13 protein-coding genes are annotated in these 14,001 nt (G+C 40.2%); 5 read left to right on the top strand and 8 right to left on the bottom strand.

Annotation, left to right across the window (positions count from 1 at the left end; genetic code table 11):
- Window positions 1-1,065 carry a response regulator gene (locus tag SanaruYs_RS18645; RefSeq protein WP_127124130.1) on the top strand — a complete coding sequence of 355 codons (1,065 nt, stop codon included), beginning with the start codon at window positions 1-3 and terminating at the stop codon, window positions 1,063-1,065.
- Here SanaruYs_RS18645 and SanaruYs_RS18650 read toward each other — a convergent pair whose 3' ends face one another.
- The 7 genes from SanaruYs_RS18650 to SanaruYs_RS18680 all read right to left on the bottom strand — a co-directional run bounded on the left by SanaruYs_RS18650 (window position 1,066) and on the right by SanaruYs_RS18680 (window position 8,168).
- Window positions 1,066-1,752 carry a sulfite exporter TauE/SafE family protein gene (locus SanaruYs_RS18650; protein ID WP_127124131.1) on the bottom strand — a complete coding sequence of 229 codons (687 nt, stop codon included), beginning with the start codon at window positions 1,750-1,752 and terminating at the stop codon, window positions 1,066-1,068.
- Window positions 1,749-2,177, bottom strand: coding sequence for a FixH family protein (locus tag SanaruYs_RS18655; protein ID WP_127124132.1), 429 nt, complete (start codon window positions 2,175-2,177; stop codon window positions 1,749-1,751). The genes SanaruYs_RS18650 and SanaruYs_RS18655 overlap by 4 nt, the downstream gene beginning before the upstream one ends.
- Before the next feature lie 48 nt (window positions 2,178-2,225).
- A complete protein-coding gene (gene ccoG / locus SanaruYs_RS18660; protein ID WP_127124133.1) occupies window positions 2,226-3,650 on the bottom strand; it encodes a cytochrome c oxidase accessory protein CcoG in 1,425 nt (474 codons plus the stop codon).
- A gap of 3 nt (window positions 3,651-3,653) precedes the next feature.
- Window positions 3,654-4,586 (bottom strand): cbb3-type cytochrome c oxidase N-terminal domain-containing protein, encoded by a 933-nt coding sequence (locus tag SanaruYs_RS18665; RefSeq protein ID WP_160118722.1) that lies wholly within the window; start codon window positions 4,584-4,586, stop codon window positions 3,654-3,656.
- A complete protein-coding gene (locus tag SanaruYs_RS18670; RefSeq protein ID WP_127124135.1) occupies window positions 4,576-4,770 on the bottom strand; it encodes a hypothetical protein in 195 nt (64 codons plus the stop codon). The genes SanaruYs_RS18665 and SanaruYs_RS18670 overlap by 11 nt, the downstream gene beginning before the upstream one ends.
- Before the next feature lie 11 nt (window positions 4,771-4,781).
- Window positions 4,782-6,911 carry a cytochrome-c oxidase, cbb3-type subunit I gene (ccoN, locus tag SanaruYs_RS18675; protein WP_127124136.1) on the bottom strand — a complete coding sequence of 710 codons (2,130 nt, stop codon included), beginning with the start codon at window positions 6,909-6,911 and terminating at the stop codon, window positions 4,782-4,784.
- Window positions 6,912-7,352: 441 nt separating this feature from the next.
- Window positions 7,353-8,168 carry a YARHG domain-containing protein gene (locus SanaruYs_RS18680; protein ID WP_127124137.1) on the bottom strand — a complete coding sequence of 272 codons (816 nt, stop codon included), beginning with the start codon at window positions 8,166-8,168 and terminating at the stop codon, window positions 7,353-7,355.
- A gap of 107 nt (window positions 8,169-8,275) precedes the next feature.
- Between SanaruYs_RS18680 and SanaruYs_RS18685 the strand changes: the two genes are divergently transcribed.
- The 4 genes from SanaruYs_RS18685 (at window position 8,276) to SanaruYs_RS18700 (ending at window position 12,409) form a co-directional block, all read left to right on the top strand.
- On the top strand, window positions 8,276-8,851 hold the full coding sequence (locus tag SanaruYs_RS18685; RefSeq protein ID WP_218022480.1) for a DUF2306 domain-containing protein: 576 nt from the start codon (window positions 8,276-8,278) through the stop codon (window positions 8,849-8,851).
- Between the two features lie 113 nt (window positions 8,852-8,964).
- A complete protein-coding gene (locus tag SanaruYs_RS18690; RefSeq protein ID WP_127124139.1) occupies window positions 8,965-11,163 on the top strand; it encodes an acylase in 2,199 nt (732 codons plus the stop codon).
- Window positions 11,164-11,546: 383 nt separating this feature from the next.
- Entirely contained in the window at window positions 11,547-12,047 is a 501-nt protein-coding gene (locus SanaruYs_RS18695) for a hypothetical protein (protein WP_127124140.1), read from the top strand.
- A gap of 5 nt (window positions 12,048-12,052) precedes the next feature.
- Complete coding sequence (locus SanaruYs_RS18700) at window positions 12,053-12,409, top strand: GerW family sporulation protein (RefSeq protein WP_127124141.1); 357 nt, start codon at window positions 12,053-12,055, stop codon at window positions 12,407-12,409.
- Between the two features lie 454 nt (window positions 12,410-12,863).
- On the opposite strand, the gene SanaruYs_RS18705 is transcribed toward SanaruYs_RS18700, so the two are convergent.
- The gene (locus SanaruYs_RS18705; protein WP_127124142.1) at window positions 12,864-13,961 is read right to left on the bottom strand and encodes a type 1 glutamine amidotransferase domain-containing protein; all 1,098 of its coding nucleotides are present in this window, start codon (window positions 13,959-13,961) and stop codon (window positions 12,864-12,866) included.
- Window positions 13,962-14,001 lie beyond the last annotated feature (40 nt).

Genomic DNA, 14,001 nt, shown 5'->3' on the forward strand with positions numbered 1-14,001 from the left:
ATGAAAAAGATTTTGCTTATTGAAGACAATCAGGATGTTCGTGAGAATACCGCTGAAATTCTTACCCTTGCAGGATATCAGGTGAGCATTGCACCAAACGGTAAAGCCGGTGTAGAAAAAGCACTGCAGGAAAGGCCTGATCTGATCATCTGTGATATTATGATGCCAGAACTTGACGGTTTTGGTGTATTACATATTCTCAATAAAAATTCTGACACTGCCACCATACCTTTTATTTTTCTGACAGCCAAAGCTGAAAAAACAGATATGCGTAAGGGCATGACACTTGGCGCTGACGATTATTTAACAAAACCTTTTGACGATACTGATTTATTAAATGCCGTTGAAGCTAGATTGCGTAAACGCGATCTACTCCTGCAATCCTACGACAACACGGAAGCTGGTTTACAGACTTTTATCAAGGACGTAAAGAAAATACTGAAGATTGAAGACCTGGCTAAAGACCAAAAACTAAAGAACTACAAAAAGAAAGCAACCATCTTTGATGAAGGTGAAAGTGCTTCTTCACTTTATTTTGTTAAGTCAGGACAAGTAAAACTTTTTAAAGCACACCCTGACGGCAAAGAGTTAATTGTTAGTTTACATAAAGCCGGTGATTTTTTTGGCTTTGAAGCCATTCTTCAAAATGAGTCCTACACGGAATCAGCAGTAGCCCTGGAGGATACTGAGCTACACCTGCTACCCAAATCTGATTTTCTGGCGATTATGTATAGTAATGTTGAGATTGCAAAAAGCTTTATCTCTTTACTTTGCAGCAAAGTACAGGAGAAGGAAGAACAATTGCTTCACCTGGCATACAACTCCATTCGTCAACGTACTGCTGAATCTTTATTAAAACTTCATTCGCTAAAACCAACAGAAGATACCCTAAGCATTGCGAGAGAGGATTTGGCTAAAATGGTGGGTACGGCTACAGAGTCTGTTATTCGTGTGCTGTCAGATTTTAAGGATGAGGGCTTAATTGATATTATTAGCGGAAAGATCATTTTAAAACACACCGGTAAACTAGAACAAGTTGTTCGTTGGAGTGTGGCTAGAAAATGATTAATCGCAAACAGCAGGTGTAGAAACAGACAAAGGCTCTTGCAAACCTGCGTGGTGATGCGCGTGCATTGTACGACCTATCAATAATACACCCAAACCAATCATCATCACAGTAGTCAGTTTACTGTAATTGATTTTTATGTAACCACCAATAAATTTAAGTACATAAGGCATTCCAATCATTACCGGAAAAGTACCCAGACCAAATAGTAGCATAAATAAAAATCCTTCTGCCGGAGTATCTAATGTGAGCGTGTAAGAAAGCGCCAGGTAAGTAAGGCCACAGGGTAAAATACCGTTGAGTGTGCCTAGTATAAAAAGGCTTGCAGTATTTTTCTTTTTTAACTGATTAGCAAACTTACTTTTAACAATCAAACTTACCTTATTGATAAGTGTAGATAGCAAAGGTATACGAAGAGATGAAAGGGTGCCTATACCCAAAAGGATTAACAACACACCCAAAATAATTGATACATACGTTTGGATTGCCTGGAAATTAAATAGCGAGCCAAAAGTTGCCACTAAGGCTCCGAAAGTACCATACACGAGAATTCTCCCTGTGTTGTATACAAATCTATTAAAAAGAAGTTGTCGATTAAATGAAGTAACCGCTAATGCAAGAGGGCTGCACATACCTGCACAATGCAAGCTGCCACCAATACCCAAAAGCAAAGCTGTCCAGATCATATTACTATTGTCTTGTCAATGCGATACTGTTTAGTACCTTCTGTCCATTCTAACCTTAATTTATACAATCCACTGTTCAAATCCGATAGTTCAAATTGCTGAATTGAGTCTGTCTGTTGCTTCACTGTAAAGCTACGATCCTGATCGGCATTTGATGGACGCATCAAGGTAAGTGTCCCCTTCTCAATTTTTTCAAAATCGATATAGTTAATAGTAAGGGACTTAGTGATAATGGTTACCGTTGGTTTATTTGCCAAGGCATTAGCATTTTCATAAGCTTCAAATTGTTCCTGATAATGAAGGTCGTCTTCATAGTACTTTTTGGATACCAGACCTACATCTTCGCGAAAGCAAACCACCACAAGAGTAGCAATGAAAGCCACAAAGAAAATAAATACAACTACAATCGATTTTCCCCAATTCATACTTCAAATTTTAAATCTCAAATTTCAAATTCGCACCGAATAAAACGTCTACTTTTTAATTGAGACAGGTCCGATAAATTTTGTTTTCACAACTTCTATTACCTCACCTTTTTCACTTACCTCCAGCGCAATACTGGTTTTTGCTTCTTTAATAGCTTCTGCAGGTAGCTCAAGTATAATCACGCGTTTCACCAATTGTTCTGCCGGTAGTTTTATTAGCGGCTCTCCAATAAGCTGAAGACTGGTTTCTACCGGAGAAATAACACGGATGGTTAACTCACGATCATCAAATGATTTATTGATAAACTCAATGTTATATAAATTAGTAACACCTCCCCTATCAGTTTTTTGGAACAAGGTGCCCGGTACTTTTAATAAGGTGGTTTCAATGGGAGATCTTGTAAATACCATGAAACTTAACAAAACCAGCAGTGCTGTTAAAACAATCGAATAACCCATTACTCTTGGGTTCCACAATTGCTGAACTCTGTTAACAATAGAATTGTAAGAGGCAAAACGAATCAAACCTTTGGGTTTATCAATCTTCACCATCACATCATCACAAACATCAATACAGGCTGTGCAGTTTACGCACTCCAATTGTGTACCATTGCGTATGTCAATTCCAGTAGGACAAACATGCACACACAACTTACAGTCTATACAATCTCCTTTGTCAAGCCTTGGTTCGTTCTTTTTTATTTTACCACGTTGTTCGCCTCTCAGCCAATCGTAGGCTACTACTATCGACTCTTTGCCTAATAGCACACCTTGAAGCCTTCCGTAAGGACACACTACAATACAAGCTTGCTCACGAAACCATGCAAATACAAAATAGAATATACCTGTAAACGCAACCAATCCTATAAAACCAGCCATGTGTTCGGCAGGTGGCTGTTGTACTATGGCTATTACCTGATCAAGACCGATCAGATAAGCCATGGCAGTATGGGCAATTAAAATAGCAATGGAAACAAAAATAATTTGCTTGCCACCCTTCTTTATTATTTTCTCCTTCGTCCAGGGTGCTGCTTTAAGTTTGCGTTGCTGGTTGGCGTCACCTTCAATCCAATATTCAATTTTTCTGTACACCATTTCCATGAACAAAGTCTGCGGACAAGCCCAACCACACCACACCCTGCCAAAGACAACAGTAAAGAGAATAACGAATACAAAAAATGTAATAAGTGTTAATGCCAGCAAGACAAAATCTTGCGGCCAAAATACCTGACCGAATACAATAAACTTTCTCTCAAAAATATTGAAGAGCATAAAAGGTTGCCCATTAATTTTAATAAAGGGGCCACTAAAAAAGAGTGCGAGTAAAATGATGGTTACAAGTACGCGCTTGTTGTGAAAAAAGCCAGCGGGTTTTTTGGGGTACACCCAAATCCGCTTGCCTTTTTCATCAACAGTTCCTATTGAATTTCTAAACTCTTCTTCGTATTGATAAAGTTGATCTGTATTCTTCATGGTTTATAAAGAGGCTTGCGCCTTCACTGAATCTGCCTGCACACCTTCTACCTTCACTTCTTCTTTCCAAACTGCACCCTGTGGCGCTTTCGCATTTGGTGGGTTAGTGCCTTTCAAACTCATAATGAAAAATGATACATCACGAATTTCCTCCGGTTTCAGAATAGCATTCCAGGCAATCATACCTTTTTCAGGCACGCCATTTTTTACAACTGTAAACACATTCTGAATACTACCACCGTGTAGCCAATACTCATCGGTAAGGTTGGGGCCAATACTACCTTCACCCTTCTCTTTATGACAAGAGACACAATTATTTTTAAACACCACTGCCCCCTTACTAATTAACGCGGCATCGGCTGTATAGCTAAGAGTTGCTTCATCAATAGCGGCAACGGGTTCAGCAGCACGAATTTTTCTCAATTGCTCTTCCGCCATAGCTACTTCGTTCTCGTACTCTTGCTGTTGCAAAGGCACACTATCGGTAACATGGTACACAATAAGGTAAACAACAGACCAGGCAATAGTTCCATAGAACAACCATTTCCACCATGGTGGCAGGTGATTATCCAATTCTTTTATGCCATCGTAGTTATGATCTAACTCAATAGTAGCCTCTTTTTCAAGTGGAATTGCGTTGGTTAATTTTCTATCTAATTTTTGCCACCAACTTGGTTCAGGCTTGTATTCGATGCCAAGTGCCGCAGCTTTTTCTTTTGCAGCTCTTTCTACAAATGTATTCAGTACTTGTAGCAACATAATGGCTACAATAAATACAAGTACCGTAACCAACACCACCAATGCCATCAATGCATAAAAAGGTGCCATTGGATGATTAATGGGATCATCCCAAAATCCTTTTGTTACAGGTGCATCTTGTGCCCACACACTGGCAGGCAGCAGAAATAGGATGAAAATGATTATTCTATTTTTCATGGCCGGCAGGATTTGAGTTGCTAGTTGCATCATCTATAGGCATGTTGCTCATGTGTTTAATAAACTGCTTGTTAACTGTAAAAGTCCATAAGATCAACAAGAGAAAGAACACAAAGAAAATAACAAACGATATGATAGGCCAGATGGCTATGTTATCGATGCTTTGAAGAATATTTTTATACATAATCTTATTCGTTATTGATTAGCAGATACAGTATTGTCTTTAACCTTAATGTCGGTACCCAGTCTTTGCAGGTAGGCAATCAGTGCAATAATTTCTGCATCTGGCATTACTTCTATGCCTTCCATTTGCAGATTCTCTACAATACGCGCAGCCTGTTTATCTAAGTCACCGTTTGCTGTTTCTTCATAGCCTTCGGCATAAGGAACACCAACTGTTCTAAGTGCATTTATTTTAAGTGCTGTCTGATCTCTGTCAATTAGCTGCTCATACAACCAGGGGTATGCAGGCATAATTGTTCCTGCTGATACAGAGCCGGGGTCAAGCATGTGATAATAATGCCATGAGTCACCATACTTCCCACCTACCCGTTGTAAATCAGGACCTGTACGTTTTGATCCCCATAAGAATGGATGATCATAAATGTATTCACCCGATTTTGAATATTCACCGTAGCGTTCAGTTTCAGAGCGGAAAGGTCGTACCATTTGTGTATGGCAATTCACGCAACCTTCTCTTATATAAATGTCACGACCATGTAGTTCGAGTGGTGTATATGGTTTTACACTGGCAATAGTGGGTACGTTAGATTTTATTAAAAAGGTTGGCACCATTTCAATAACACCACCGATCAAGATTGCCACCAGGGCTAAGGTTGTAAATACAATTGGTTTGCGTTCTAATACAGCATGCCAACCTGTGTTGCCATGCGATGCCGTTGTTAGCGGAGCAGCCTGCGCATCTTCATTCGCGATAAACTTACCAGCATAAGCTGTTTTAATTAAGTTGTAAGTCATAATGATAGCACCTGTAAGGTAGAGTGCACCACCGGTTGCACGCAACATGTGTAGCGGTAGAATCTGAACAGTAGTTTCTAAAAAGTTTTTGTAAACCAGGAAACCTTCGGGTGTGAATTCTTTCCACATCAGGCTTTGCACAACACCTGAGATGTACATCGGTAGTGCATAGAAGATGATACCTAGCGTACCTAACCAGAAATGAAGATTGGCCAGCTTGTTAGAATATATTTTGGTGTCCCACATTTTAGGAACCAACCAATACAACATACCAAAAATCAGGAAACCATTCCAACCTAAACCGCCTACGTGTACGTGTGCTACAATCCAGTCGGTAAAGTGTGCAATCGCATTAATATTTTTTAATGATAAAAGTGGGCCTTCTAAAGTAGCCATACCGTAAGCTGTAACTGCTACCACAAAAAACTTTAACACTACATCTTCTCTCACGCGATCCCACGCGCCACGCAAGGTTAACAAACCGTTTAGCATACCACCCCATGATGGCGCTATCAGCATAATTGAAAATACTGTGCCTAAACTTTGTGCCCAGTCTGGTAAAGAAGTATATAATAAATGGTGAGGACCAGCCCAGATATAAATGAAAATCAAAGACCAGAAGTGAATGATGGAAAGGCGATACGAATAAACAGGACGATTAGCAGCCTTTGGTAAGTAGTAATACATTAAACCTAAGAATGGTGTAGTCAGGAAGAAGGCAACAGCATTGTGTCCATACCACCACTGAACTAAAGCATCTTGCACACCTGCATAAAATGAATAACTCTTAAAGAGATTCACAGGCATTTCGAAAGAGTTTACTACGTGCAAAACAGCAACCGTAACAAAAGTGGCTATGTAAAACCAGATGGCTACATACATGTGTTGTTCACGCCTGCGTAGAATAGTACCGATCATATTAATACCAAACACAACCCAGATAAGGGTAATGGCGATATCAATTGGCCATTCAAGTTCTGCATACTCTTTAGAAGTAGTTAAACCCAGTGGCAGGGTGATGGCCGCAGCGAGAATAATGGCTTGCCAACCCCAAAAGTTTATCCAGCTTAGTTTGTCGCTGAACATTCTTGTTTTTAACAAACGCTGCATCGAGTAGTAAATACCAGCAAACATAGCGTTGCCTACAAAAGCAAAAATGATTGCGTTAGTGTGCAATGGTCGTATTCGACCGAAGGTTGAATATTGCAGGTCAAAGTTGAAGATTGGCCACACTAACTGGAGGGCGGCCGTAAGACCTACCAGCATACCTACCAGGCCAAAAACCACGGTGGCAATGATAAAGGCCTTGACAATTTTATTGTCGTAACTAAATTTTTCGAGTTCCATAGGCAGATTAAGCTTACGTTTGGTTGATGTGGTAAAAGTACCTTTGACTTAAAGTATCTAGGCTGACAGGACTTAGAACCAAATATGATTTTTGTCAGGTCTATAATCACAACGTTTTATAAGATTGACGCTCATAGATTACAACCTCAACCCTACCCCTATGGCAATTCCCAATACTAAAAATTGAATTATAAACCAGTGGAAAATTGAAAGCAGTTATTAGGAACTATACACTGACTTTAAGAGACGTTAGATAGATTTTAGCAGATCTGAACTTTAAGAAGTATGCATTTGTAAAAGACTGAAATTGGCCTGCAGTCTAAGAGAAAAAAAAATGGCCGTTTCTAATTACTTCTCAAGTAGATTAGAAAAAGCCATTAAGTTTTGCCGATCGGTATACGATACAGCTTAAATGAAAATTAGGTGCTTATAATTTACTTACTATCTGCCATAATCATCATAGCTCTCATTGTAATACTCTTCGTAGCGATAAATCAGATCGATATTTTGCACTTCAATATCTGTTAGATTTTCTCTTATATCAATTCCCATAGGTATATACCAATCTACAACATCAAATTGTCTCCTATCTTCGATGTCTTTAAATGAATAACCATGACGTGCATAAATCTCGTTCCGCATAAATTCCAATTCCTCCGGCAATAAATTGGCTACATCCTCTTCTGTCAATAATCTTGAAGAGGCTTCCGGATATTCGCCCAAACCCGGCTGATACAAATAACTAGCCTTCGATAGCTCATAAGATTTCTTAGAAGTAGCATCCTTTTTAAAAGGTGACCACTCCCCCTTCAGCACTCCCTCGTTTCCATCAATAGTAAATTTGAAATTACCATCGTACTTATCAGTGCCTGGTTCATTCATTACAAAAGAATAAACATTGTCTTTCACTTCTGCGGTACCAGTAATGGGGCGATAATTACCTGCACAGACTGTGTAGCCGATCGCTTTTCCGTCTTTCACTTCAGCTATAGCAATGTTAATTTTATTCTTTCCAAACATACCAACCCAATACCCAACAGCGGGATCACTTTCATTGGCAGCCATTTTTTCGATTGCCTCTTCTATCTGCAATTGTTCAGAAGATTTTTCAGGGCCAATGGTTCGGGCATCTTTACTAACTGCCAGTACCACCAATGTGTCCTTTTCAGTTTCTTCGATAGCCTCTGTAAACTCAGAAGATTTTGGCTTTGCACATGATATTACTACCAATAGCAGGAGGGGAAGTATTTTATTCATATCGTTTTTCTTTACTAGAAATTTAACAACATTTCTTAATATTACACATGCCAATAAAGTGGAAAATTCTTGTATTGAACCTAACACTACTATTTTTTACCTTTTTAATGGTACGGATTTCACTGCCTTATCTTTCTCTTGACTATGATGTGGCATTTCTTCGAATTAAGCAGTGGGTGATCAACAATGACATATGGCGAACAGCCTTTTTCATTCACGTTTTCACAAGCACTTTTCTGTTACTGGCTGGCTTCACACAATTCTATAATCCTTTTAAAAAATTCAGTAAACTTCATCGACAGCTAGGTAAGCTTTACATTTTTATCTTATTGATATTTTCTGCGCCTGCCGGCTTAGTAATGTCCCTTTACGCCAACGGGGGACTACTGTCACAAATTGCTTTTACATTACTAAGTGTACTCTGGATATTTTTCACTTATAGAGCATACACCGCTATTCGCAAACGAGATTTTATTTTGCATGGAAACTTTATGATACGCAGTTATGCACTTACACTTTCTGCATTAACCCTTCGTGCTTGGAAATATATTATAGTGCTGATTTTTCATCCTCATCCCATGGATGTTTATATGCTTGTAGCCTGGTTGGGGTGGGTACCCAACCTATTAATTGCCGAATGGTTAATTCGAACAAAGTTTTCCACAAAAATTCTTAGTAGTTAAAGCCATAATCAGGCAGCAATGTAATCAACCATTTTCAGTACGGATAAAATTTTGATGAGTGGCGTAGGGCTGCAGGCAATTAGTTTTACCTTAATGCTATAATTGCCAAACCTATGAGAATTCTGCTTTTAATATTATCGGTAGCGATACTTTCATCGTGTAATCCTAAAAATCAAGAGTTAGCACGCTGGAAGGAACACGCAGATAATACAACCATTTACCGCGATGATTTTGGGGTGCCGCACATCTATGGAAAAACAGATGCTGATGCTGTTTTCGGTTTACTCTATGCCCAATGCGAAGATGATTTTCCACGTATAGAACGTAACTACCTATGGGCAATAGGGCGACTGGCAGAAGTAGAAGGTGAAAAGCAATTGTATAGCGATGTACGTGCAAACCTTTTTATGACGCGTGATGAAGCCATAGCACAATATGAGAACAGTCCTGATTGGCTAAAGAAATTATGTAATGCTTTCGCGGATGGCATCAACTATTATCTGTATACCCATCCGGAAGTAAAACCTGCCTTGCTCACACACTTCGAACCCTGGATGCCGATGTACTTCAGCGAAGGCAGTATTGGCGGTGATATTGAATCAATCTCTACAACAAAACTTGAGGCCTTCTACAAGCAATTAGCAGAAGGCGCCAATACAGAAGCTGTTGATCAACAACAGGCAAGGGCTGTATTGAATCAGACAAATACTACTAACGATTTAGATGAACCACAAGGTTCTAATGGCATTGCCATTTCCGGAAAATTAACACAAAGCGGAAATGCCATGTTGCTCATCAACCCGCACACCTCCTTCTACTTCAGGGGCGAAGTGCATGTGGTGAGTGAAGAAGGTTTAAATGCTTACGGAGCCGTAACCTGGGGACAGTTTTTTATTTACCAGGGATTTAATGAAAAGAATGGCTGGATGCATACTTCCTCTTACACCGATGTGATGGATGAATTTATGGAAAGCATCGAGAAGAAAGAAGATAAACTCTATTATCAATATGGAGAAGAATCACGACCGGTAGAAAAGCGCATGGTTACAATCGCCTACAAAACAGATAGTACAATTGCACAGCGCGAATTCGCGATTTACAAAACACATCACGGCCCCATTACTGAAGCTTCTGCAGATAAATGGATTGCAACAGCCATGCTATGGGATCCATCCCGCGCCTTACAACAAGCCTTCATCAGAACTAAGACAGCATCGTATGATGAGTTTAAGAAAATGATGGACTTTAAAACAAATTCTTCGAACAATACTGTTTATGCAGATGCCGCTGGCAACATTGCTTTTTTCCAGGGCAACTTTATCCCTAAGCGCGATACAATTTTTAATTATGCATTACCGGTAGATGGCAGTAACAAAGCCACAGACTGGCAAGGTTTACATGCAGTAGATGAAAGCATCCATCTATTTAATCCAGGTAATGGCTGGATACAAAATTGTAATTCAACACCTTTTACTTCTGCTGCTGAATTCAGTCCGAAGAAGAAGGACTACCCTTATTACATGGCCACCGAGCCTGAAAATTTCAGGGGGGTGCATGCTATTAAAGTATTGACAAACAGAAGTGGCTATACACTCGACTCATTGTTATCGCTTGCATACGATCCATACCTGCCGGCTTTTGAGAAACTGATTCCTGGGTTATTAAAAGCGTTCGATCAGTCTGGTAAAAAGTATAGTGCACTAAAACCTGCCATTGAAGTATTACGTCAATGGGATATGCGAACCTCAAAAGAATCAGTAGGCATGTCGTTGGCGCACTATTATATTTCTGCTTATCTGCAAAAAGGGCCACGCCCCGAAGGACTTAGTATGATGGAGCGCGTAAATTATTTTGGAATGGATACACCCAATGATGAACGCCTGCAGATTTTTAGTGAGGCTGTACAAAAAATAACGGACGACTTTGGTAAATGGAATACACCTTGGGGTGAGATTTGCAGACTGCAACGATTAGATGGCGCCATCACGCAAAAGTTTGATGATACCAAGCCTAGCATTGCTATTGGTTTTGGTTCGGGCAATTGGGGTGCGTTGGCATCTTTTGGTGTACGCGGTAAACAAGATACTAAACGTTACTATGGTACTTATGGTAATAGTTTTGTAGCTGTTGTAGAGTTTGGTGAAAAGGTAAAAGCCAAAAGTATTCTGGCTGGTGGCCAGAGTGGCGATCCTACCTCTCCACATTTTATGGATCAGGCCCAACGCTATGCCGACAGAAATTTTAAGGATGTAGCCTATTACAGAGAAGATGTTGAAGCAAGGGCGGTGAGGAAGTATAATCCGGGGAAGTGAAGAGTAAGTCTCGAGCTATGAGTCCCGCTGTTCTGGTATATCGTCTAACCCGCTGTTCGACATGTTTCCAGCGATTTTAAAAATTGATTTTGGTTCAACAACAGCGACCGGTCAGACCGGACGTTATAGCTGTTGTAAAGTTTAGCGCAGCGCATGTCGAACTTCAAATAAAAATGGATTTTTTAATCCTGCTCTACAACTCAACTAATTCTAATAATCTCTAAACACAATCAGCGTCCCAGCGGAGACGCTGATTGGACCGGAAAGCGTTGTAGTCGCTGCCTCTCAATTTTCCTCATGATATAAATCAGCGCCTCCCTATTCAGATATCATTACTTCCTGTTTCTTCTCGTCTTATTTTGGCATGTCAAATAAAAGGGAGTATGACAGTTTTAGCCATTATACTCTTCATTATTCTATTTATCAGTAGCTGGATTTTGTTCATGCCACTGGTTGTTGATGTTGATACTACAGCCACACGATACTGCATGTACCAGGCCGGTACTTTTCAGTTTTATTTTGAAAATGATTTTCAGCCCCGCCTGCGGGTATTGGGCATGTCGGTATCGCTAAAACAAAAAACGAAACCAAAAGCTGAAATTAAAGTCCGCAAAAAAAGTAAAACTGAAAAAATAGCCATGCCTCGTATATGGGCACTGGTGCGCAATATTTTTCGGTGCATTAATATTAAGCGGTTTACGCTTACGCTAGATACAGGCGATGTAGTATTCAACGCAAAGCTTATACCTGCCTTTGTTTTACTCAGCCGTGGTCCTGTTCAATTGTCTGCGAACTTCAATGGCAGAGTCAGTGCAAGCCTTCTGGCTGAAGTGCGTTTGTATCGCCTGGTCTGGGTCGTTCTGAAATTCTTCACTAAAAAATAAATATTATGGACATCAATTTTGAAAGCATGCTTCAACGGTTAACAGAGTTTATCCAGAAGGAAGCAAAAACTGAAACAGTAGTTGGCGAGCCCTTTCAACTTGGGGGCTTTACTTGCGTTCCCGTCATCAGATTAGGCGTAGGCTTTGGTAGCGGAGGTGGCTCGGGCGATTCTGTAAAAACAGGAAAAGGCGAAGGCGGTGGTGGAGGTGCAGGCTTAGGCATTGATCCTGTGGGTTTTCTTGTTACGAAGGATGACGAGATTTCTTTCATCAGCACACAACAGAACAAGGGCCTGTCTGCTATTTTTGAAAAGGTACCTGATTTGATTGAGAAGTTAATGAAGAAGAAAGAAGCGGTCTAAAGCTTGAATACTTCCAGACCAGCACAAGTCCTGGCATTGTGTAAGCATGTGAAAGACTGGTATTAAAATATCAATTACCAGATTGCTTTATTCTACTCACTGTCTCCCCCAGGGGACGGTGAGTATGTAAAATTGTTAATCAGGAACATGCGGGTGAAACAAGATCAGTGTCCCTGCAGAGACGCTGATTAGACAGTAAAGGGACGATATCTCTAGTGGTGTTGTGTGCGTAAATTTGAGAAGCAGCACCAACAGCTTGATATTACCAAGTTTGTTGGTGAGCCTCACACTAATACTAACGCGTAACACCAACAAAGGAAAAGGTGACTCTAAAGAATTTGAATATTTTGTTTTTCATACTACTGGAACAAGTAACCTAATCTTCATAACAAGTAAGGAAAACCAAATCATTAATATCTCAAGTCAAGTTTTGTTTCCTCACAAGCATCGGCTATTACAGGTACCCATTGCTGTACGATAACAATCGAGTAAGTTTCACGGCCCTAATCAAATCGAATTGCATAGCAGCAACAATGCTATGCATCGCAATCAGTTGCCTGTCAATAGACATTGCATCGCGCGTACAAAATCTATCGATGGCAACTTTAGCCTGACTGTATCCCTCCGCCTCAAATGTTTCCAAAACGGAGATTGAGTTTTCTTCTGTTGTTATTATTCGCTGTTTTGGCTTGTATCCCATCTGTTCAATTACCAACTCTGCCACCTGCCAGGTTGACCATGGATTTTGCCCCGTTATCAGATTTCCATCTTTGCTCACTTTGTTAAGGTACATAAAACCTTCATTAAAGCTTGCCCCATTTTCAATGAGTTTGTCTTGCAATAGAAAAGGAAATATTTCGGCTGCATCCGGAATAAGCAACAACTCTTCTTTATTGGTAAAACTACTGATTTGACGATTTGCTAATAGTAATGCTCCGCTACTGAGTGTAACGTTGACAAGTGCTGCTGGACCATGGCATACTGCACTCACTATTTTACCGGACTCATAATATTCTCTTACGAGCGATTGAATGTATTCATTGTCTGGAAAATCGTACATCGTGCCTTTGCCACCTACAAAATACACAGCCTGATAAGCCTTTGGATCTACGTCTTTCATTGCAATGCTACCCTTTATTTTTGCTTGCGCAAAAGCGTCATTCAAAAAAGCGTAATCATATTCATTCATGTCATCGCCATCAATGACCGCAGGTGGTGCGCCACCCAGCGGACTGGCCACATCCACCTCAAAACCATTGGCCTGAAAAACATAATAAGCGCGGGACAACTCTGTCAACTCAAACCCCGTGCTTTTACCACTGCTTCCCATTTGGCTGGTGCTAGTGACTACTGCCAATATTTTCCCTCGGTTGGGAACAATGTTTTCTGTAAGATAGGGAAGCTCAGCAGGTGAAACAGCCTTGATATCCTTTACTGATTCGGGGGATGGAGGAAGCAAGCTCATGAACCATACCCCGAACAAAACAATGGTTACAAACAATCCTGCTAAAACAATCAGGGACCACTTGATGATTTTTCTTTTACCAGACATAACTTAATTTGTTTATGCTGCAAAAATGTGTCTATCAAAT

Origin of the sequence: Chryseotalea sanaruensis (assembly GCF_003990915.1) — a bacterium.
Taxonomy (GTDB): Bacteria; Bacteroidota; Bacteroidia; order Cytophagales; family Cyclobacteriaceae; genus Chryseotalea; species Chryseotalea sanaruensis.